16 protein-coding genes and 1 tRNA gene are annotated in these 21,052 nt (G+C 58.9%); 7 read left to right on the top strand and 10 right to left on the bottom strand.

The window, feature by feature from the left end; translation table 11 throughout:
• Positions 1-35: 35 nt before the first annotated feature.
• Positions 36-266 (top strand): DNA gyrase inhibitor YacG, encoded by a 231-nt coding sequence (locus tag E3E12_RS04375; protein ID WP_141443246.1) that lies wholly within the window; start codon positions 36-38, stop codon positions 264-266.
• Positions 267-363: 97 nt separating this feature from the next.
• Positions 364-439 (top strand) — tRNA-Phe (locus tag E3E12_RS04370).
• Between the two features lie 75 nt (positions 440-514).
• Here E3E12_RS04370 and E3E12_RS04365 read toward each other — a convergent pair.
• The gene (locus E3E12_RS04365) at positions 515-1,405 is read right to left on the bottom strand and encodes a hypothetical protein (RefSeq protein ID WP_149498258.1); all 891 of its coding nucleotides are present in this window, start codon (positions 1,403-1,405) and stop codon (positions 515-517) included.
• A gap of 352 nt (positions 1,406-1,757) precedes the next feature.
• Between E3E12_RS04365 and E3E12_RS04360 the strand changes: the two genes are divergently transcribed.
• The gene (locus E3E12_RS04360) at positions 1,758-2,645 is read left to right on the top strand and encodes an aldo/keto reductase (RefSeq protein ID WP_240810431.1); all 888 of its coding nucleotides are present in this window, start codon (positions 1,758-1,760) and stop codon (positions 2,643-2,645) included.
• A 42-nt stretch (positions 2,646-2,687) separates the two neighbouring features.
• Here E3E12_RS04360 and E3E12_RS04355 read toward each other — a convergent pair whose 3' ends face one another.
• Positions 2,688-4,373, bottom strand: a complete 1,686-nt coding sequence (locus E3E12_RS04355) for a glycoside hydrolase family 32 protein (RefSeq protein WP_240810578.1) — start codon at positions 4,371-4,373, stop codon at positions 2,688-2,690.
• Positions 4,374-4,586: 213 nt separating this feature from the next.
• Here E3E12_RS04355 and E3E12_RS04350 point away from each other — a divergent pair, with 213 nt between their 5' ends.
• Genes E3E12_RS04350 through E3E12_RS04340 form a run of 3 tightly spaced genes read left to right on the top strand, consistent with a single transcriptional unit; the run spans position 4,587 to position 10,436 of the window.
• Positions 4,587-5,594 (top strand): bile acid:sodium symporter family protein, encoded by a 1,008-nt coding sequence (locus E3E12_RS04350; RefSeq protein ID WP_141443244.1) that lies wholly within the window; start codon positions 4,587-4,589, stop codon positions 5,592-5,594.
• A 31-nt stretch (positions 5,595-5,625) separates the two neighbouring features.
• A complete protein-coding gene (locus E3E12_RS04345; RefSeq protein WP_141443243.1) occupies positions 5,626-6,948 on the top strand; it encodes a metallophosphoesterase family protein in 1,323 nt (440 codons plus the stop codon).
• Positions 6,945-10,436 carry an AAA family ATPase gene (locus E3E12_RS04340; RefSeq protein WP_141443242.1) on the top strand — a complete coding sequence of 1,164 codons (3,492 nt, stop codon included), beginning with the start codon at positions 6,945-6,947 and terminating at the stop codon, positions 10,434-10,436. The genes E3E12_RS04345 and E3E12_RS04340 overlap by 4 nt, the downstream gene beginning before the upstream one ends.
• A 99-nt stretch (positions 10,437-10,535) precedes the next feature.
• Here E3E12_RS04340 and E3E12_RS04335 read toward each other — a convergent pair whose 3' ends face one another.
• From E3E12_RS04335 to htpG, 4 genes are all read right to left on the bottom strand, one after another.
• The gene (locus tag E3E12_RS04335; RefSeq protein ID WP_141443241.1) at positions 10,536-10,718 is read right to left on the bottom strand and encodes a hypothetical protein; all 183 of its coding nucleotides are present in this window, start codon (positions 10,716-10,718) and stop codon (positions 10,536-10,538) included.
• Positions 10,719-10,828: 110 nt separating this feature from the next.
• Positions 10,829-11,533, bottom strand: coding sequence for a hypothetical protein (locus E3E12_RS04330; protein ID WP_141443240.1), 705 nt, complete (start codon positions 11,531-11,533; stop codon positions 10,829-10,831).
• A gap of 167 nt (positions 11,534-11,700) precedes the next feature.
• The gene (locus tag E3E12_RS04325; protein ID WP_141443239.1) at positions 11,701-12,228 is read right to left on the bottom strand and encodes a hypothetical protein; all 528 of its coding nucleotides are present in this window, start codon (positions 12,226-12,228) and stop codon (positions 11,701-11,703) included.
• Between the two features lie 144 nt (positions 12,229-12,372).
• A complete protein-coding gene (htpG, locus tag E3E12_RS04320) occupies positions 12,373-14,349 on the bottom strand; it encodes a molecular chaperone HtpG (RefSeq protein WP_141443238.1) in 1,977 nt (658 codons plus the stop codon).
• A 205-nt stretch (positions 14,350-14,554) separates the two neighbouring features.
• Between htpG and E3E12_RS04315 the strand changes: the two genes are divergently transcribed.
• Entirely contained in the window at positions 14,555-15,745 is a 1,191-nt protein-coding gene (locus E3E12_RS04315) for a Na+/H+ antiporter NhaA (protein ID WP_168194383.1), read from the top strand.
• 9 nt (positions 15,746-15,754) lie between these two features.
• Here E3E12_RS04315 and E3E12_RS04310 read toward each other — a convergent pair whose 3' ends face one another.
• From E3E12_RS04310 to E3E12_RS04295, 4 genes are all read right to left on the bottom strand, one after another.
• The gene (locus E3E12_RS04310; protein ID WP_141443236.1) at positions 15,755-16,750 is read right to left on the bottom strand and encodes a copper resistance protein B; all 996 of its coding nucleotides are present in this window, start codon (positions 16,748-16,750) and stop codon (positions 15,755-15,757) included.
• Between the two features lie 162 nt (positions 16,751-16,912).
• Complete coding sequence (locus E3E12_RS04305; RefSeq protein WP_141443235.1) at positions 16,913-18,826, bottom strand: multicopper oxidase family protein; 1,914 nt, start codon at positions 18,824-18,826, stop codon at positions 16,913-16,915.
• On the bottom strand, positions 18,819-20,015 hold the full coding sequence (locus tag E3E12_RS04300; protein WP_141443234.1) for a hypothetical protein: 1,197 nt from the start codon (positions 20,013-20,015) through the stop codon (positions 18,819-18,821). The genes E3E12_RS04305 and E3E12_RS04300 overlap by 8 nt, the downstream gene beginning before the upstream one ends.
• Positions 20,016-20,143: 128 nt before the next feature.
• On the bottom strand, positions 20,144-20,692 hold the full coding sequence (locus tag E3E12_RS04295; protein ID WP_141443233.1) for a hypothetical protein: 549 nt from the start codon (positions 20,690-20,692) through the stop codon (positions 20,144-20,146).
• Positions 20,693-21,052 lie beyond the last annotated feature (360 nt).

The raw sequence follows: 21,052 nt of genomic DNA, 5'->3' as shown, positions 1-21,052 counted from the left end.
CCGCTTAAGTTTGAAGAGAGCGAAGGCAACCAACCATGAAATGCCCCATCTGCAAGAAAACCGTGGAAGCTCCAACCTACCGCCCCTTCTGTTCGCGCCACTGCGCTGACGTGGATCTGGAGCGCTGGCTTGGCGATGGCTACAGCCTGCCTGACGTCCCCATGACCAACCTTCTGCTGGAGCAGGCTGAGCACCAAGCGCGCCAAAAACGCGCCGCACCAAGGGGGAGCTGTGCACCACCCCGTGGGCCCTTGCCTGGGGAATGACGCTTTGCAGGCAAAAACTTCTCCAACGGCCCTTGCAGTGCCTCCAGCCTTGGTTTACATCGTTGTTCCAACACAGGCGCAAGCCTTTGTTCCCGGTGCCTGAGTAGCTCAGTTGGTAGAGCATGCGACTGAAAATCGCAGTGTCGGTGGTTCGATCCCGCCCTCAGGCACCACGTCAACGCCATTGCTCAAAACCCTGCCCCCTCAAGGGAGCAGGGTTTTTTCATGGTGGCTCCAGCAACCTGCCCTTATCTGTGGTCTGCCAGCACCACGGCTTCAAAGCGGCTGTCTGGATTGCTGGAGGGGAAAGGCATCACAGCCAGCCCCACATGTGCAGGCCCAGCATTCACTGTCGTGGCCAAATCCGCATTGACCGTGATGGGGGCCTGGATTTTGATGTCGTCATGATCTTCAGAGACAGGGCGGCCGTTGAATCCCGTCACCAAGCTGCCATTGAGCAGGATATTGATTTTCTGCCCTGAAGGGGTGGTGTCGCCTTCACGGCTCCAGCTCATGTGGAGGATGGATTCAGCATGGCCTGTGCGTGTGCGCACATCATCACCCTGCACGGTAGCGGCCATGATGTAAGGGCTGCGGCTCACGTCCTGCACAGGCTGGGGAACACCCTTGAGATTGGAAGTGTGAAAGGCATGGACCATGTAAGCCCGTACATCATGGCTAGATGCCCATGAGGACACCGTCTGGTCACCGTTCAGGAGGCCACGCCCTTCGCTGTGCAAGGCACTGACAGCATAAGCTAATTTATCTGGGCTACCTTTAAGAACGAACATCACACCACGCGCAGGGTAAACCCCCTGGGGCTGGGTTGGGGTTGGTACCGGCAAGGCCGCGGCAGGCGCTGTGCTGGCCGCAGTGGCGGCACCCCCTGAAAGGTCCTCCATTTCCTGGTCCAGGCTGGGCGCAGGCTTGGGCAGCGCCAAGGGGCGGTTGGCACGGATGGCTTCCAGGGCCAGGCTGCGCAAATGGGGGTCATGGGTTGTTGCCGCCTCAAGCTGCGCCACAAGGGCTGCCGTGTGCTGGGCGTTGTCATCAGGGCCGTTTGCGGCCCAGGCCTGAGGGGTGGCCACCACAGCCACCATGAGGGCGCTGACGCCCATCCGCCAAGCTGGGACTTTCAAAAGGTCCCTTCCAACTGGAAGAAACGCAAAGGCGCACAACTTCATGATTATCTTCCTCCTCCAGCCCCTGCAGTAATGCGGAAGCCCTGCTCAGCCCCAATCACATAAATGGCCTACCTGGTGACAACCATAAGCCTTCTCCACCCCTTGGCCAAACCAGCCAAGGTCCCAGGGCAGGGGCAAGGACTTTGACCTGTGGCTTTTGGCTGAACGCACAGCAGCCATCGTCCCACAGCCACAGGACCCTGTTGCAGCTTCACCCACAAGCATGCAGGCTTCCCAAAGCGAGCTGGAGAGCTCCAGCAAAAAGCCATGCTCCCTTATTCCACCAACACGCCTGAGGATAACCACCATGCCCCCTTCCTCCCAACAGCATGACCACACCGTGACGTTCCCCAACGGCGCCACAGTGCCTGCGCTTGGCATGGGCACATGGGCCATGGGGGATGCGCCAGCCAAGCGCCCCCAGGAAATCGCCGCCCTGCGCTATGGGTTGGAGCACGGCCTGCACGTCATCGACACAGCAGAGATGTACGGCAATGGCCGTTCAGAAACCCTGGTGGGGGAGGCCATCGCGCCCTTTGCGCGTGACCGGGTGTTCCTGGTCAGCAAAGTCCTGCCATCCCACGCAGCCCATGACGATGTGTTGAAGGCTTGCCGCCAATCCCTGGCGCGCCTGGGCACAGACCACCTTGACCTATACCTGCTCCATTGGCGTTCATCAGTGCCTTTGGCGGAGACGGTGGGCGCTTTTGAAGCCTTGATGGCTGATGGGCTTATCCGTTCATGGGGGGTTTCCAACTTTGATGTGGACGACATGGAGGAGCTGGCAGCCGTTCCAGGGGCCCAAGCAGCTAATGGCGTCCAGGCCAACCAGATCCTCTACGCGCTGGAATACCGCGGCACGGAGTGGGACCTGCTTGAGGCAGACCGTGCGCAAGGCGTGGTGACCATGGCCTATTCCCCCCTTGGCCAAGCCAAGAGGATCCTCACCAGCCCCGCCCTTAAAGCCATTGCTGCCAAGCACCACACCAGTTTAGGCCCAGCAACCCCAGCCCAGATCGCCTTGGCATGGGTGCTGCGCCAGCCAGGCGTTCTGGCCATCCCCAAGGCAGGCACTGTGGCGCATGAGCGCGAAAACATCGCAGCCCTTGAAATCACCTTGTCGGCAGCCGACCTGCTAGCGCTGGACAGGGCATTCCCCCCGCCCCTGCGTAAAAGGCCCTTGGCCTGCATTTAAGGCCCAGGACAGATAAGGCCCAGAACAGAAGGCGCAACCCCTTCAGCCACGATTGGCGGCCATGGTGGGGCGCAGGGGCCAGACACGCGCCTCATGCACAGTCACCTGCGCGTTCTCCGCCCGAAGCTCCAACCCATTAAGTGGATTGGCAGGAAACACCAGTGCTGTTCCAACGCACATCCCTCTTTGGGCGTAGACCTCCAGGGTGCTTGCATCCAGAATAATGCGCAGCTCAACGCGCTCCAGACCGGCCGGCAGCGCCTCAGAAAATTGCCCTGTGAAAAAAGGCTGGCTGTAGCCGCGCAAGCCACTGCGGTCCAGCCACAGCTGGTTTGTCTGGAGGTCAACCCCCACCGTCAACTCCTCCCCCGGCATGGTGGCTGTTCCTCGGTTGACAAAGGCGATGACGAAGCGCCCTGGCTGGCTGCCCGGCCCTTGCTCCAAACGCACAGTCACTTCAATTTCCACAGCCAGGTTAGCGGGAAGGGGGGTGTGGGCGCGCTCCATGGGCCCCAACCTGTGCGCACGAAAGGGCAGCGGTGCCTCACGCAGCCTCTCAAGCTGCCAAGGCTGCTGCACCAAGCGCAGCCACCCCTCCCCATCACGCCGCAAGCGCATTTCACGGGGCAGTGTCATAGCGCCGCGCCAGCCCTGCGTTGGCAGTTCGTTGCAATACTGCCAGTTGCTCAGCCAGGCTAGGTAAACGGCCGCACCGCCAGGCACGTCATTGCTTGGCATGTCATTGTAGGTCTGCATGGCGTAGCAGTCCTTGGCGAAGTCCAGCAGTCCCAAAAGGGTGTTTTCAGGCGTGAAGCGCTCACCGTCAAAATCACCCACAAAATACTGCGTGCCACTTCCCCCCAGCGGCGCGCCGGGGTTGATGGAAACAAACAGCACCCAACGCGTCTGGCTTTCTCCGGGCGTGCCTTCCCCCGCCACAGGCAGCTCCACCAGGCAAGGGCATTCATAATCGACCCCTCTCAGCCCGGCGGGGCCAAAATCGCTAAGATGGCGCCAATGCAGCAGATCGGCTGAACCGTAAAAGGAGACTTTGCGTGCACGCGCTTGCACCAAGGCCATAACCCATTTTTGGCTGGCCTCATGCCAGAATACTTTGGGGTCGCGGTAGGAATCGGAAGCAATATCCAACACCGGATCGCCTGGCCAATCCAGGTATGTAGTGCCTTGATTGGGGCTCCATGCCACGAATTGGGTCTGGCTGTGGGGCCTGGAACGGGTGTAGATGGCCACAAGGCCCCCTTCACCATCCTGGCTTGCCTTATTCTGGGCGAACGCGCTGGCAGCGCCTGGCCCGCTGATGGCGGCAATGGCTGCTTTAAGGTCTGCTGCCTCCTGGTGGGCAAGGGGAAGTTGTGGGAACAGGCCTGAACGGTTGTGGCGGTCAAGCACCACAGATCCACTAAAAGCCTGGCCTGCTTCGCTTACACTGATGGCCACAGGCTGGTCATGCCAATTGTAGAGGTCAGGGCTAGTGGCATGGCCCCAATGCACATAGCCAGCATGAGTGCCATGGGGGTTGTATTGGTAATAAAGGTGAAACACCTTGCCATCCCAAATCAGGCCGTTGGGATCGTTCATGAAGCCATGCGGCGGGGTGAAATGGATGGCGGGGCGGTAAGAAGCCAGGGCAACAGGCCTTGGGCGCCCTGCCTGCGCGGCGTCTGCGCCAGGCCGCGCTGAAGAGGTATTTGCTGGTGTTGATGCCATGAGCGTTCCCCTGGTCGTGACAAAAGCAGCCACACCGCTTGATAGCAAGCCAATAGCCTGGCGCCGCCCCAAGCAGGCCATGGGGCCACATGGCGGGCTGAGCCGTTGTTTGGACATATCGCTGCTTCCCCCGGACGGTGCTGGACCAGCATGGCCCATACGCCCCTCAAACTGAAACCCCATCCCCAGCCAACGAACGCACCTTGGAAAGCCATGAAACGTCCTGACCCCTTTCTCAGCGCCTTAATCGGCGCCGTTCTTTTGGCAACTTTCCTGCCATGCCCCCACGCCTACCAAGGGGCGCTCAATCACCTGACGTCACTGCTGATTATGTTCATGTTCTTTTTCCAAGGCGCCAAGCTGCAGCGCAGCGCCCTTTGGGAAAGCCTGCGCGACTGGAAGGTGCAAGGGTGTGCCCTGCTAGCCACCTTTGTGGTGTTCCCCCTCATTGGGGTGGCACTTTACGGTCTGTGCCATGTGGCTGGGATGCTGCCTTACCTTACCCCCAAGCTTTGGACAGGCCTTCTGTTTGTGTGCTGCCTGCCCTCCACCGTGCAGTCCTCCATCGCGCTGACATCGATTGCGCGCGGCAATGTCCCGGCCGCCATTTGCGCCGCCACGGTTTCCAACATCGTGGGCATTTTCGCCACCCCCCTCCTGGTAGCGTTGCTGCTGCCAGCAGGTGCGCAAGCCGGCGGCAGTGCTGGCGGGCTGCAAACCATCATCGATATCGCCCGTGAACTGCTGCTGCCTTTTGTAGCGGGGCAGGCCGTTCAGCCCTGGTTGGGGCCAATCGTGCGCAAGCACAAGATCCTGCTGAAATTCACCGACCAAGGCTCCATCATCGTCATGGTCTATGCAGCCTTCAGCACCGCCGTTCTAGAGGGGCTCTGGCACCGTGTGCCCTGGCAAGACTTCGTTTTGGTAGCGTTGTTTTGCACGGTTTTGCTGGCCATCATGTTGACCCTGACAGACCTAGCTGGCCGCGCCATGGGGCTGCCACGCGGCGACATCATCGCTCTGCAGTTCTGCGGCTCCAAAAAATCCCTCTCCACGGGTATTCCCATGGCCAGCGTGATTTTCCCCCATGGCGCAGGCGTGGTGGAGCTGCCTTTGCTAATCTACCATCAAATTCAGCTTTATGTTGGCGCCACGCTAGCACGCCATTACGCACGCAAACTGGCCAGGAAAGAAGGCGCCCAGGCCAAACCCCAACCATGACAACCAAGCCCCGCAACGCCATAATGAACTGATGACGTCATTCCGTTTCATCCATGCTGCTGACATCCATCTTGATAGTCCACTGCGGGGTCTGGCCCGCCATGATGGGCTGCCGGCCGAGGCCATGCGCCTTGCTACGCGCCAGGCTTTGGCCAAACTTGTGGATAGCGCCATCAAGCATCAGGTGGCCTTCATGGTGCTGGCTGGCGACCTTTACGATGGCCATTGGAAGGACCTTTCAACAGCCCTTTTCATGAGCGACCAGCTGCGCAGGCTTTCTGAGCGCGGCATCAGCGCCTTCATCGCCCATGGCAACCATGACGCAGGGTCTGTCATCAACCACCGCTTGCCCAGCATCAAGAATGTTCACCGTTTTCCAGCAGACAAGCCCGCCACCTTCACCCTAGATAGCCTGCGCGTGGCCTTGCATGGCCAGAGCTTCAAGGAACGCCACGTCACTGACAACCTGGCAGCCCATTACCCGCCAGCCCAACTGGGGTGGTTGAACATAGGCGTTCTGCACACCGCCATGGTGGGGCGGGAAAACGGCCATGAACCTTACGCCCCTTGCACCCTCAGTGACCTTGCAAGCCATGGTTACGACTATTGGGCGCTGGGCCATGTCCACAAAGCCCAAATCGTCAACCATCCTGACCCATGGGTAGTTTACGCTGGCGTCCTCCAGGGGCGCCACGCACGCGAAACAGGCGATGAGTGGACAGGCGGCAATGGTGGTTGGCTTGTCAGCGTGGAAAGTGGCCAAATCAGCGCTTGTGAGCGCCTTTATTGCGATGTGCTGCGTTGGCGTTCGCTTGAATGTGACTTAACAGGCTGTGCCTCTATGGAAGAGCTCTATGAGCGCGCCACCATAGCGCTGGAAAGCGTCCTCTCTAAAGCCCAGGGGCGCCATGTGGTTGCACGCCTGAACTTCACAGGGACTACCACCCTGCACAACCAGCTGCACGCTGACCAGGATTGGCAGCAGGAGCTGCGCTTGCAGGCCAGGCAATGCAGCTATGAGGGGCAATGGCTGGCACTTGAGAAAATCACCCTTCACACGCACCTGCCCTCCTCCAACACAGCAAAAGCCCTTCAGCCAGGGCTGGCTATGGCCCTTGGGCGCCTTGCCCAAGACCCAGGCCAGCTGGAACAATGTTGGGAACTGCTGCGTCCTTTGAGCAAAAAATTGCAAAGCGCTGGTGACGCCATACCCCAGCTGGCAGGGCTACCCACTGGCACGCCTGGGGAAATGGACACCATCATGCTGGAGGGAGATTTCAAGCGCCTCGTTCATGAAGCCACTGAGGAACTTCTGGCGCAGTTGGCCATGGCAGGGGGAACTGCTGAGACATGACGCGCCTGCGCCTTCAATCGCTCGATTTGCTGCGTTATGGGCATTTTGAGAACCGCACCCTGGAATTTCACCAGCATTTAGGGAGAAATGGCCAAAAACGCGACTTCCAAGTCATCTACGGCCCAAATGAAGCTGGTAAATCCACCACCAGGCGCGCCCTTGAAGAATGGATGTTTGGTTTCAATCATCACATTGATGAACGCGCCACGTTCAATTTCGAGGCCGGGCAATTGCGGGTGGGCGCGCATGCCGCCTTGAACGGTGGCGCTGCGCTGGGCTCTATCAGGCGGCGTTCCAACAGGGCCACCCTCTACCAACCAGACGATGCCACCCAACAGGATGAAGGCTTCCTCCTTCAAGCCTTAAACGGACTGGACCGTGAACACTACCGTCAAATATGGTCACTGACGGGGCGCCGTTTGCGCGCGGGAGGGGAGCTTCTGGCCAAGCTGGCTGACCATGGCACGGGGCAGCTTCTGGCCATGCGCTTGGGTGGATTGGATGTCCCTGGAATTCTGGAAAGCATTAACCGTAAACGCCTAGCCCTTTGGAAAGAGCGGGGTCAGAACCAACCCATCGCCCAGCATCTCAAAGACTTGGCCATAGTCAAGAAAGAAGTCAGGCAATTACTGCTGAGCGAGGAAAAGCTCGCTAGCGCTGAGGAGGCGGTCGCCACGACAGAAGAGCGCCGCGAAGCCTTACAAGCGCAGCAGCGTGACTTGGCCTCCAAACGCCAAGCCTTTCAAGAGCGCTTGACCCTGTACCCTAAAGCGCTGGCATGCCGTGCAGCGCAGCAAAAAGTCCGTTCACTGCCCGTTCCCCTGTTGACGGCAGAACAGGTTGGCACACTCAACACCCACCTTCAGCATTGGGACTCAATGCGCCAAAAGGAAACGGAAGCGCTGGAGAACCTGCAAAAGCAGCAATTGCTTTGCAACGCTTTGCCAGCTGTGGATAACGTGGTTGAAAGCGCCCCCCTCCTGCAAGACCTGTTGCGTGAAGCCAAATCAGCCCCTGCCGAGCAAGAGGGCCTGGAGGCTTTGCAACAGGAGGCCGCCGGGCTAGAGCACCGCCAAGCCATTGTGGCACGGCAGCTGGGTTTGGCTCCCCCTTTTCCCTTGCCTAATCCTGATGCTTTTGAAGGGCTGGAAGGGCAGGCGCAGGCCATTGTGGACAATCAGCGCAACATGGCGCGCCTGGAAACCATGCTGGACAACCCTGGAGTGGTTCAAGCTACCGTTCAGCCCCAGTCTGAACCAACAAGCCAGGAGGAACTGTTGCAGCAGAAAGCCTTGGCGGAGCAATGGCTTTCTAAGGCGGATAGTTTAAGTGAGGATCTTCAACAAGCAACCTTGGCTGAACTCAACCAACAGTGGGAAAGCCTGAAACGGAAATTGGCGCCACTGCCCTTGGGGCCTTTGAGCAACGCGGCTTCCCTCAGAGCATCACTTCAATCACTGACCCTGCCTGGGGCTGATGAATGCGAAATGCTCCGCACCCAACAGCGCCAACAACACGCTGACCTAGCACGCGCCCAGGAAAGCCTGCAGCAAACCCAGCACCAACTGGAACAGCTGCACCATGAACAGCAAGCTGTGTTGCAAGGGGCAGTGCCCATTACGCCTGAACGCATTGCTAAGGCCCGCACAGCGCGCAACCAAATCTTGGCCCGCTTCCTCCACCAGCCCAGCGCGGCCACGGCAGCTGACCTCATGCAGGCTGTGAATAACTGTGACAGCTTGGTGGACGGCGCTTTAATGCAGAACCAGCACCAAGGCCAACTTCAGGACCTTTCACGCCGCATCAAGCAAAGTGAGTTGGCACGCCGTCAAGCGCAGGAAAAATTGACCCTGCTGCAAAAGAGTATGCAGCATTACCAAAACCAATGGGCGGAGAGACTGCAGGAAGGGGGCTTAGGTGCATGGGCCAATGTTTCCAACAGCCTGGAACAAATACCTGCTTGGCGTTTGGCGCTTCAGGAAGCGCTGACTTTCTTAGCCAATGTGATTGAATGGCAGCATGTGCTTGAGCAAGGGCAGGCTTTTTTGGTTCACTTGGGCGCTTCCTCTGTGGCCCCCGTGCCGCTGGAAGCCACCCCACCCTTGCTGGCCATGCGCAGTGCTGTCGCAGCGCGCACCCACGCAGTGGCAAACGCGCTTGAACACAAGCGCGAACTGGCTTTAGAACAACGCACCCAACGCCAACTGAACCAGCAACATAGAAAAGAATGGTCGGTCAGCAAAAGCCTTGGGCACCAGCTGAACCAGGCCTGGCTGAAATCTTGCGCCCAACGTGGCCTGCCTGCCCAGATGCAGGCGCAGGATTATCAATCATGGCTTAACCTGGCACGCCTTACCACAGCCTTAGAACGCAATAAAGAAGCCCAGAAAGCTAAGCGGAAACGCTTGAACCACTTTCACGCCCTGCGCCAAGACATGCTGAAACAGTATCAAGCCGCTGATTTGGCCACGTTGCAGCAACGCCTGGAAAAAGCCCAGGACCAAAGCCGCGACCGCCATGCCGCGCTGGGAGCTTTGGAAAACCTCCGTGGCCTTCATGGCCTTCACGTTCAGAAAAGCCAACAAGCAGCCAACATGTTGCGCCAAGCCCTGAAGCCCTTGGCTGCAACCTTGCCAGACGCACCGCAATGGACTGAACACCAACTGCGCGCAGCCCTTGCTGACAGCAGCCTTCATCACCAAGCCCAATCATTACGTGAGGGGGCCTACCGCGAACTTGCAGCTGCCTGTCCACCTTCATGGTCATGCCCCCAAGCAGACAGCCAGGCGTTCCTATCATGGCTTGATGACATTCTGGCGCAACCAGCTGACGTGCTGACTGTTGAACAAGCCAACCTTGATGAAGACATCCGCGCCCTCAACATCCCTTTAGAAGAAGCGAGACGCGCTGTTTGGGAAAGCCAGCAAAAACTCAAAGAACTACGCCAAGCGCCAGGCACTGCTGAGCTTGAGCAGAAACGCGTGAACCTGCAGGCCCTCCTTGTGGAGGAGACAAGGGAATGGGCCAAACTCACCGTGCAGCACCATTTGCTGCAGGAACTAATGCGCCAGGAACGTGAAGCCAGCCATCGGCCCTTCCTGGATTCGGCTTCACATTATTTTGCACAATTGACCAAACAAGGTGGAAAAAGCAGCTACACCCATGTGGAAATGGATGAAGTGGCAGGCAGCCTCAAAGCCTGTCCTGGCCAGGGGCGCCCAGTGGCCATCGACCATCTCAGCACAGGCACACGCGACCAGCTTTTCCTGGCGCTGCGGCTGGCTGACCTCAAAGTGAATCACATTGACAAAGGCCAGGCACTGCCTTTTGTGGCTGATGACCTTTTTGTACAGTTTGACGCTGAAAGAACCCAAGCCGCCTTTGAGGTGCTGGCAGCGTTCTCCAGCCAAACGCAAGTGCTGCTGTTCACCCACCACCAACCGCCCTGTGACGTGGAAGCGCTGGGTGGGAACCTCATCACACTTTGAACACAGATTGTCCAAACACACTGCCTGACAAGCGAACACCCTGCCTGTGGCCAGGCAGGGTGGTGCAGAAGGCATGTTGGGAATGAAAGGTGGGAAGCTTTACAGCATCCCCACGTCACCATCCATCATGGCTGTGGCGTCAGTAGCGGCCTCAGCCTCTTCCTCCGTCACAGCGGCGTTTTCAGCCACTTCATTCTGGAAGGCGCTTTCGGCGTCTTTCTGGTCAACCGCTTTTTGGGTGGCGTCTGGCTGGGGGGTGGTGTTTTTGGGCTGGGTGGTCATGGCTTTATCCTCTGGCGTGAAGGTTGAGGCACGGTTAAACCGGCCCCCTAGGGCACAAGCTTACACCTAAGCACGCTTGCTGACACAGCGCTTGCGAAGCAGTGCTGCTTTTAGTTCCAGCCACTGCCACCGCTGAAACGGCGTTCATATTGAAACAACCCCATTAAGGCCTGCTTGATGGAACTGGCTGAAGGGCGGTAACCCAAGGGCCGTGATAACGAACGCGTTACTGCGCTTTGCTCCCACCCTGAACCTGGGCGCGCAGGCCAGTAGCTGCGGCCTTTGCGCTGCCATTCCACCATGACGCTGATCCCCTCAGCCGGGAACAGCGAGCGGCTTATGCCTGTGCCATGAATGCGTACGCTTGAACGCCCATTCTGGCGGAACTGCTTAGGGTCTGGTCGGGGCAGGTCGGGCATTTCTATCAGGATGGGCATCCAACGGCGGCGGTTGCTGTCCTCCACCCAAAAAAGGCGGCAGGCCACAGGGGCGCCCTGGGCCAGTTTCATGCCTTTATCGGCAATGATGGTCAGGACCTCACCATAGGCGCCACGCGCTTCTAGGTGGGGTGTGGAACGGCGCTGGCGCTCTTCAGCCTCAGCGGCTGCGCCAGCCTGCAACACCATGGAAGCCAGGCCTGTGTTTTGCGTTGCATGGGCAGGCGTACCACCGCTATCGGCGCCTGGTATCTTGGCATTTTCAACAGCTTTGGAAGGGGTGCCCCCAGCAGCTTTTGCTGCAGCTTTTTGGGAAGCCGCCAGCAGCGCTTCCGCCATGGACAAGCCGGCCATCTCGTCATTCTCCCTGCAGGTCATGGGAATGACACACCACATTCCCTGGCGTTGGTTATACACACCAAAGAACAGGTAACCCAAACCAGCTTTGCAAAAACGCCATGGCAACCTAAAGGCTGCCATGGCGTTTCCATTGCTGACAGGCAAAAGGCCTTATGCCTGCTGCCTGGATCGCTTAACTGCTTTGATTACTGGGCAGTGGCCTGGGCAGCTTCATTCAGTTTGTTGTGAACGGCCCTTTTGGCGTTGTGCCAATGGCGTGCAGCACCTTTGCGGGCCTTGTGCCAATCCTTGCGCATGTGGCGGCGCATGGCATGGCCACGCTTTTTCAGGTCGTTTTTAGCGTCAGCAGCGGCGTCCTTGGTTTTGTCGGCTGCGTTGCTGGCTTCTTCCTTGGCGTCAGCGGCAGCTGCTTTGGTCTTGTCAGAGGCCTTGCTGGCTTCGTCCTTGGCATCCGCCGTCCACTCATGGGCCTTTTCAGACACTTTCTTGGTGGTGGCATCATAACCATCTGAAATGGCGTTGGCGCTGTTGGTAACCATTTTGCCCGTTTCGTGGGCAGCATTGTTCACAGCCCCCACAGCGCTGTCCACCACGCTTGGGGAAGCGTCATCAGCTTGGGCAGCCAGGGGGGCGCCAACCAGCACAGCACCGGCCATCAGGCCCAGGGCCATGTGGCGGCCAGCACGACTGAAAAAAGAAACTGTCTTATCCATGGAATACATCCTTCACCCTGAATATTAGGGGATGTGAATGAATGCTGCATCTATTGCGGATGCGCCAACCATGCAAGGATCATGGCCAGCACTTGTTAGGGCACAGAAAAAGCGAAAAAGAAACTCCCCGCGCCCGAAACGCCATCACCCTGCTGTGTTTTTTCCTGCAGTGTTATCAATTCCCTGAGCCAAAAGCGCCGTTAACAAACGCGCGAAACCGGCAGGATCAGGCAAAGGATCACCCTCCTGGACGTAAGCCAGGTCAAGCAGGGCCTTAGCGTAGTCATCCACATCTGCGCCACTTTCCACCTTTTTGGCCAAAGCCTGGATGAGGGGATGGCGTGGATTGATTTCCAAAACAGGGCTTGTGGCATGAACATTTTGGCCTGAACGGCGCAACAGGCGCTGCATGGCCAAATCAGGTGTGCCTTCATGGTTCAACACCACAGCGCTGTCAGTCAAACGGTCTGTGTCGCGAATGGCGCTGACCTTCCCACACAGTGCTTTGGTGAGAGCTGGCAGCAACTTGCCTAGGGGGGCGGCATCGCCGGTTGGCTTAGGGGCTTCGAATCTCTCCAAATCAGCATGGGCGTGGGCAATGCTGCGGAAGGGCTTGCTATCGTAACTGCCCATGCGCTCTGGCCAGAAGCTGTCCACAGGGTCAGTCAGTAGCAGGACCTCCACACCGCGCGCCTTGAATCCTTCCAGCTGAGGGCTGGCGCGCAAAGCGTCCTGGTTGTCGCCCACCAGGTAATAGATGGCATCCTGCCCTGACTTCATGCGCTGAACGTAGCCAGCAAGCGTTGTCCACCCCTCAAGCCCTTCAGATGTGCTGTGGGTGGAGCGGAACAAGGCAAATTCAGCGATGTCAGCACGGTGGAGGGCATCTTCCCAAAGCCCTTCCTTGATGACCAGGCCGAAATTTTCCCAGAATTCCAGCCATGCCTCTGCACCCTCATTCTTGCCGCCATTTGCCAGGGCATTGCGGCCAAGTTTTTTAAGCTCGTTGACCACACGGCGGGTCACAGCTTTGCGGATGCGCGCCAGAACAGGGGTGGCCTGCAACATTTCACGTGAAACGTTCAAGGGCAGGTCGTCTGTGTCCACCACGCCCTGCACAAAGCGCAGCCAAGCAGGCAACAGCTGGGCATCCGCTGTGATGAACATGCGCCGCACGTAAAGCTGGCTCTGGCTTTCGCGGCTCTGGCGGTCCAGGAAGTCAAACGGGCGCATGCTGGGCAGGAACAGCAGCGCTGTGAAGGCCGTTGTGCCTTCCGCCTGCCAATGGAGTATGTCGTAGGGGGTGTCGAACTGCTTTGAGATGTGACGGTAGAACTCGGCGTATTCCTCAGGCGTGACATCCTCTTTAGGGCGGGCCCAAAGGGCTGTCCCCTCATTAAGGGGGCGTGTCTGGCGCTTGCCGTCCACATCCTCCACCAGTTCCACCGGCCATGAAATGTGATCAGCCCATTTCTTAACGATGTCGCCCACACGGGCAGGATTGAGGAAGTCGGTGGCGTCAGCCTTCATGTGCAAGGTAATGGTGGTACCTGGCTGGCTGCGCTTAGCTGGCGCTATGCTGTAAGTGCCTTTACCGTCAGATGTCCAGGAGAAGGCCTGCTCAGAACCAGTGCGGCGCGACACAACCTCTACCCGGTCAGCCACCATGAAAGCAGCGTAGAACCCGACACCAAACTGCCCGACAAGGTTGGGGCTGTCTGCCGTGGCATTCCCCTTTTGATCATCAGCAAGCTTGGCGCTGAAGGCGCGCGTGCCTGAACGAGCTATGGTGCCAAGGTGGCTGGCTAGTTCTTCAGCACTCATGCCTAGGCCATCATCGGCGATGGTCAGCGTTTTGGCTTTTTCATCAGGGGTCAAGGTGATGGCGGCCTTGGCAGGCAGCGCCAAGGCTTTGTCGGTCAAGCTTTCGAAACGGCGCTTGTCCATGGCGTCTGCAGCATTGGCCACCAGCTCACGCAGGAAAATCTCGCGGTCTGAGTACAGCGAATGCACTACAAGGTCGAGCAGCCGCCCAACCTCGGCTGAAAACGCATGGGTGCCCTTGGTGGCTGCTTGCGTGCTGGTTTCAGCGCCAGGGGCTGGGGCGTTGTCCTGTGCCATGACTGTCTCTCTTGCTATAGTTGTAGACTTTAAAACTGGAAAATCCGCCGCACAGCCAAAGCCACTGACCAGCTTTGGCGCTTTGTGGGCAACACATTCATCCTGAGTGCGAATATTGGAAGCCCAGAACCCTTTTTCAACAAAGCCAGCCGTCACATCAGCTTCCCCAAGCTCCACACCTCCTTCAAAGGCGCTCTCACCAGTGGTGACGGGCAGCCTTCTGCTGGGCAGTGCGGCACTGGCGGTGCTGTGCGCCAGCGTACCCATGTTGGCGGCCCCTTATCATGCCGCCATGGGATGGATGGTGCCTTGGCACGCAGGTGGCTTACCCCCCCATGACGTCCAATGGTGGATCACGTCAGGCCTGTTAGGGCTGTTTTTTGTCCTCATGGCGCTGGAAATCCGTTCAGAGGCACAGCCAGGGGGCACATTGGCAAGCAAGCGCGCCGCGTTTTTGCCCTTGGTGGGAGCGCTGGGCGGCATGGTGGTGCCTGGGGGGATGGCATGGTGCCTAGGGGCTTTCTGGCCAGGATCCCCAGGAACGGCTGGCTGGGCTGTGCCCACAGCCACAGATGCCGCCTTCACAGTGCCTGTCCTGGCCCTCTGTACTTACAGGGCACCAACTGGCGCGCGTTTCTCCCTGCCTTTGGGGTTGCGGTCGTTCATTATGGCGCTGGCTGTTTTTGATGATTTGGGGGCCATTATCGAAATCGCCCTTTTCTACGGCCACCACCCAAGCTTGCCTTGGTTGGGCGCATCCTTAGTGCTCATAACGCTTATGGTCGTTCTGGGACGTTGGGGCAGCGCCCTGCCCCCTAAGGGAAGCACAGCCATAGCTGCCCTGTGTTGGGCTTTAAGTGGGCTTCTCTGGCTCTTATTGGAAAAAAGCGGCGTTGAACCAACCATGGCCGGTGTGGCGCTTGGTTTCTGCTTGCCCTGGGGCAATGCCATCCGCGCTGAACGCTGGCTCAGGCCTGTGTGCCTTCTTTTGGTAGTGCCTCTGTTTGCGCTCGCCAGCACAGCCATCGACATGGGGCAGTTGCGCTTGCCTTGGCTTTGCAGCGCCCCGTTCCTGGGGGCTGCTTTGGGGCTTTGGCTTGGCAAACCTTTGGGGATCACAGGCGCTGTCAGCTTGGCGCGCCTGTTCATGGGCCGTGGGGGGGATTGGCCCCGCGCCTTGCAGGGCTGGTGGCTGTGGGGCGGGGCCATGGTGTGCGGCATTGGCTTCACCATGAGTTTGCTGGTCGCTACCCTTGCCTACCACGGCACCAACCTGGAAGCGGCACGCTGTGGCATCTTGGTGGGTTCCCTCCTTTCAGGGGGCATTGGCTTTAGGGTGCTGAAGCATGGCTTGCGCGTCAGTGCCCACACCCCACTTCACAAGGACACCCTGTGAAACCACAAGTCAGAACCAGGTGCGCAACCCAAAAGTGAAGCGCAGGTTTTTGCCAAGGCCTGTGTCAATGCGCCGTGCTTTGCCGTAATGGCGGCGCAACCATGCCGCATGGCCAACGGGCCCTTCATAGGTCACGCCAATGTAAGGGGCGAACTTGCGCCAGAATTCATAGCGCAGCCGCAAGCCACCATCGATGTCTGACAGGCCGCGCCCATAACCACGTTTGATGTTGTCCTGGCTGTAGAAGTTCAATTCCACCTCAGGCTGCAGGAACAACCTTTTGGTTATGAGGATGTCATAGGAAGCTTCAAGCCGTGCTGCCACGCCAGTGGCATTGAAATAGCCCGTTGCCTGCAACTCGAATTCGTAGAGCGAAAGCCCCTGGACGCCAACAGCGCCCCAAATGTCAGCAGGGCCTGAATCCAGGTCAGCGCGGATACCTGTCTGAAAATCCCAGTAAGGGCTGATGGCACGGCTGTAGAGAAACTGCTGAATGCCGCCATCAACCACGCCCTTGGCCCAGGTCCCTTCAGACTTGACCATAAATTTGTTGATGTCGGTGCCGTACCACATCTGCCCTTCCCAGCGGAAATCAGTGTTGCGGCCCGGCAGGTAACGCCCTTCCAGCTGCTCCAGCAAAGCGTGGAACCACCGTCCCCTGTCTAGAACGGGCTGAACGCCATCAATCAAGGGGATGGGTGCCTTGGCATCAGCAGCACGGTGGACAACACGCGGTGGCTTGCGTGGCGTCCATGCCCGCAGTAAGCGGCGCTGCCTTTGCAGGGCAGGGCCGTGCAAAGGTGGTGCAGGCATAATGGGCCAGCCAGCCATGGCTTCCTGGTTTTGCTGACGCATTTGCGCCATGGACAAAGCATGGGCCTTCATGTGCGCTGTGACGTAATGGTGGGGTGGCTTTAACGTGGCTTCAACCACGCTTGCTGCAGCTTTCGCTGCTCCAGCCTTGGCAGCTTGCGGGGCAGGCTGCGCACTGGCTAGGGGTGCCATGGCCAAGCTTCCACCCAGAAACCAGGCCAGTCCACGCTTGGACTGGCTGGCCTTCCCACGCCCCGCCCACAAGGATTTGAAAACGCCAGCCGGTGCCCTGGGGCCTGGCATCCCTTCCAGGGAGGGCGTGAAGGGCTGCCTTTTGAATTCAGCTTGGCTCACTCACTTCACCTCAATGGCGCGGAACATGCCCATCAAGCCCCTGTAAATCAGCTGGCACTGCAAAGCCCACAGACCTGGATTGTCCGCCTGCACCACAAAGCGCGCTACGGCGCCTGGCTGCACAATGATGGTATGTTTGAGGGGCCGGTAAGGTCCTTGGCCATTTTCCAGCTGCATCCAAAGCCCGTGTAAATGCAAAGGTTGTTCCATGATGGTGTCGTTAATGACCTTGAAGCGCACCACCTCACCTTGTTTGAGCTTGATTGGCCCTGAATCAGAAAATTTCCTGCTGTTAAAGCCCCAAATATAGCGTTCCAAATTGCCCGTAAGGTGCAGCACGATTTCACGCGTGGGGGGCTTTTGACCTGGAGCGGGGAAGCGTGCCTTCAGCATGGTGTAGTTGAGGATGCGCCGCTCTGGAACGTGGCGCAGCCCATCACCAGGATCGTCTGTGCGGTCAGTAGGGTGGGGGGCGACATACTGGTTGTCAGCGTTGAGGGGTGGGGGGCCTGGGTCGTCTATTTCCGCCAACGCGCTGTCATCCACGGGGGGCAGGGGGGCACGTTCCCCAGGGGGTAGGCGGCCCAAATCCACCAAAGTGCGGGTTGGGCGCTCATCAAGAGGTGGCACAGGCGCACGCCACGTGGCCCGTGGGGTCAAGGAGCCGATGGCGTAGCCTGAACGGTCCTCAGGTTGGATGAAAACAGGGTAGGGGCGCTCCTCAGGGGGGGTGACGTCCACCACGTAGGTTTCCCCAGGGGCAATGCGAAACTCATCCACCGTCACAGGTTGAATGGGGCGCCCGTCCGCCTCAATCAAGGTCATGGCGCAACCTGGAATGCGTACATCGAAAAGCGACATGCCACCTGCATTGACGAAATGCAGGCGCACACGTTCCCCTTTACTGAAGATCCCCGTCCAGCCATCAGCGCCAGCTTTGCTGCCATGGGCGATGCCATTGATGATATAGCTATAGACTTCCCCCGTGACGTCTGCGATGTCCGTTGCCGTCATCCGCAGGCGCGACCACAGCAAACGCGACTGAAGGGCGTTCCAAAATCCGCCCTCAGTTTTGATTTCTTCAGGGATGGTGGTGAAGCTGCGTTGGTCAAAATCGTAGTAATCATCATACATCTTGACGTTGGAGATCAGCTCACGCGGGATGACGTCTGTCCAGCCAGAAAGGACCAGCACGTAATCACGCTGGGCCTTGGGGTAGGGGGAGGGCCCCTTGGGATCAACGATAATGGGCCCATACATGCCGCGCGCCATCTCAGCGCCGGTTTGGCTGTGGTACCAATACGTGCCTGCTTGAGGAACCTTGAAATGGTAAGTGAAGCTCTCCCCTGGCTTAATACCGGCAAAGCTCAATCCAGGTGTGCCATCCTGGTTGCTGGGAATGTCCTGCAGGCCGTGCCAGTGGATGGAGGTTGGCATGGGCATGTCGTCATGGCAGTTCACGGTGATGGTGACATCATCCCCCTCCCGCCACCGCAACAAGGGTGCTGGCATACGCCCATTGATAAGCAACGCAACGCGGGTCTTGCCATCCAGGGTGAATTTCTGCGCGGTCACGTCAAGAACAGTGGGGCTGCGATAAGGCATGGTGAGGTCGTAGCGGGTGGCGTCAGGCAGGTAGGGGCCTTTGATGCCTCCCGTGCGCAGCAAATGGCGGCCATGCCCTGTTACTTTGAAGCCTGAGGCGCCTAAGCTTGCGCGGCGTTGGCCATGGCTCATCCTATGGCTACCTGTATCAGTGGCGCCCTGGGCTGGTGTAGTGGCCAGCACGGCCCCACACACCACAAGGGTGGCGGCAACCGCCCGCCACAGTACGCTGGAAGGGGTAGGATTCTTCAGAGCGCTGACGAACGCCAACGGCTGAAGGCCCGTTTCAAGCATACGCCCTTCAATCACGTTGCCTCCTTTCCAAGTCTTTCCGCCCCTGCCCTGTTTTAAAGGGGGCCTGCATGATGACAACGTCAGCCCCGCCAGCAAAGGCGGAGGGAAACGTCATCATGGCCGCAGCACCGTCAGCAAGACATAATGTAGCTGTTCCCGTGGTGTGGGTGGCCGCATTTAAGCTTTGGGTGGCCACAGCGCCTGCTTCATGATGATGGAACACGCTGCCAACGGCCAAGTGGCGCGCTTCAGCGCTTGTGGCCAGCAAAGCCTGGTTCAATGATCGCCCACCATCTCTTTCATGGCCTTTTGCGGCTAAACGCCAAGCAAGCACCTGCTGGTTGCCGCAATTGCCCAAAGCGCGCGCTGTGACTTCAGCCCCTGCGATGCGTCCAGCCCCCAAGCTGTGGCGGGGCAGCTGGGCGGTGAAACGCCATACGTCAAAAGGCTGGGCGGCTGTGGGGGGGGAACGGCTTTCCAAACGCACCAAGGGCCGGTGCTCCTGGGGGAGCAAGGCATCCATGGCATGGGCCACTGTGCCAGCAGGCGCAAAGAGGGCAGCACTGGCTGCTGGCGTGTCCAGCATCAGGGGGGGGATGATGTCCATGTGGATGTGGGGCTGCGCTGAAGGGGCAAGCGTGAGAGAGCCCCCCCCAGGCCTAAAGCCTGGCACGGACCCACCACGTTCACGGGTGGGCAGGTGCCTGACATGGGCAAGTCCTATGGAGAACACATAGCGCGCATCCTCAATCCAGCCAAAATGCCCAAAGGGCACCATGGCGCGTGTTCCACGCCCTGCAGGCAGGCACACGTCACGGTGAAGGGTGCGGCTGGGCTGCTCATCACTCTCAGCAGGGGCTACAACGGTGCCACCTGCCAAATGAAGGGGCGCTGGTTCACCATCATCGTCTGTTTCAGCCACCCGGGCATCCTGCACCGTCAAGGTAACATGCGCTGGCACAGCATCACCTTGGCAAGCCGGGAGGGAAGGGCCCATGGTGGTGATGTCAAAGGCGATGCGGCTTGGACGCGTGTCCTGCGCGCGTTGTTCAGTGAAAACCAGGGCTGGCTGCCCTGGTGGCAACAAGCCACTGTCCAGCAAGGGGCGCACGCGCCAAACCGGCACCAAGCCATGGCCAATGTCATGTGATATGACGACATCATAAAGATGGGAGGTTGGTTTGGGTGCTGGGGCCGCGCCCACGCACCCTGCCAACGGCACCAGCCACACAGCCAAAATCGTGCTGCGCCAAAGCCCCGCCCAAACTTTTCGCTTAGGCGGGGGGCCGTTCCGGTAGGCAACGTGTTGTTGTCGAGGCTTCGTCTTCAGAATCAGCGCGGGCACTGGGCGTTGGGCTGAACGCGCGCCTGGCTGCCAGCACCGATCAATTGGGCGTTGAGGCCAACCTGCCAGTTGCAAGGCTTGCCCACTTCTGTAACGAACTGCACAGGTCCGCTGCCAATGCGGTAACCAATGGTGGTGCCTGGCACTGTGGCGGTGCCGCCAGCAATTTCATGCCCAGCCAACGCGCCAAGCGCAGCGCCACCCAGGCCGCCACCCAAGCCCCCAGCCCAGCCGCCAAAAGCCGTGCCCAGGCCAGCACCCAAAGCGCCCAGCCCCAGCGAGCTGGCTTCCGTGGCGGTGGTTTGATTGGAGCCATTGGGCAAGCGCACCCGCACAGCCTGCACAGATGTGATGGTCACCACCGCGCCAGATTGCGGCGTGTTGAGCTGGCCTGCGTTATACGTATTGGGGGCATAGGGGGCGGCTGGGTCAGCACAGGCATTCAATGTGGCCAGCACACCCAACGCGCCAACGGCAGCGCCAAATTTCTTGAGGCCATTGCGAACTGAGGGGAAAGTACGTTTTGAAAAGGTCATCACATCGCCTTTGCAACAAGACAGTGGGAAAAGGGCGGTGCGCGCATTGCTGCCTGGCACCAATCCAGGGGTGGAAGCCTGATCGTTGGTTCAGGTGACATGGACCAGAAATCAGAGCTGACATCCATAGCCTGACAGATGATAGCCATGAAGTCATTCTTGGGAAACAGATGGACCCTTCCATTCCTGCACCCTTCCCTCACTTAGGAAAGGCAGTTGTGGTTTTGGTGCCATAGACAAGACCTTGCGCCGCCAACATAAGGACAACCACCCTATGGCGATCACCCTGCACCATGAGGGGGATTTTCCTGGATTGTTGCCTTATGCTGCCCCAGCCATGCGCTTTGTCATCCCCTTAGT

Origin of the sequence: Formicincola oecophyllae (assembly GCF_006542395.2) — a bacterium.
GTDB classification, from domain to species: domain Bacteria; phylum Pseudomonadota; class Alphaproteobacteria; order Acetobacterales; family Acetobacteraceae; genus Formicincola; species Formicincola oecophyllae.
Note: the sequence above shows the minus strand (reverse complement) of the source record. Positions and strands in the feature narration are given on the sequence as shown.

Coding starts and splice junctions, on each gene's coding strand:
- E3E12_RS04330 (WP_141443240.1), bottom strand. CDS start 11,533: ATGACCTGCAGGGAGAATGACGAGATGGCCGGCTTGTCCATGGCGGAA.
- E3E12_RS04295 (WP_141443233.1), bottom strand. CDS start 20,692: ATGACCTTTTCAAAACGTACTTTCCCCTCAGTTCGCAATGGCCTCAAG.
- E3E12_RS04310 (WP_141443236.1), bottom strand. CDS start 16,750: ATGGCACCCCTAGCCAGTGCGCAGCCTGCCCCGCAAGCTGCCAAGGCT.
- E3E12_RS04350 (WP_141443244.1), top strand. CDS start 4,587: ATGAAACGTCCTGACCCCTTTCTCAGCGCCTTAATCGGCGCCGTTCTT.
- E3E12_RS04345 (WP_141443243.1), top strand. CDS start 5,626: ATGACGTCATTCCGTTTCATCCATGCTGCTGACATCCATCTTGATAGT.
- E3E12_RS04360 (WP_240810431.1), top strand. CDS start 1,758: ATGCCCCCTTCCTCCCAACAGCATGACCACACCGTGACGTTCCCCAAC.
- E3E12_RS04375 (WP_141443246.1), top strand. CDS start 36: ATGAAATGCCCCATCTGCAAGAAAACCGTGGAAGCTCCAACCTACCGC.
- E3E12_RS04355 (WP_240810578.1), bottom strand. CDS start 4,373: ATGGCATCAACACCAGCAAATACCTCTTCAGCGCGGCCTGGCGCAGAC.
- E3E12_RS04325 (WP_141443239.1), bottom strand. CDS start 12,228: ATGGATAAGACAGTTTCTTTTTTCAGTCGTGCTGGCCGCCACATGGCC.
- E3E12_RS04335 (WP_141443241.1), bottom strand. CDS start 10,718: ATGACCACCCAGCCCAAAAACACCACCCCCCAGCCAGACGCCACCCAA.
- htpG (WP_141443238.1), bottom strand. CDS start 14,349: ATGGCACAGGACAACGCCCCAGCCCCTGGCGCTGAAACCAGCACGCAA.
- E3E12_RS04340 (WP_141443242.1), top strand. CDS start 6,945: ATGACGCGCCTGCGCCTTCAATCGCTCGATTTGCTGCGTTATGGGCAT.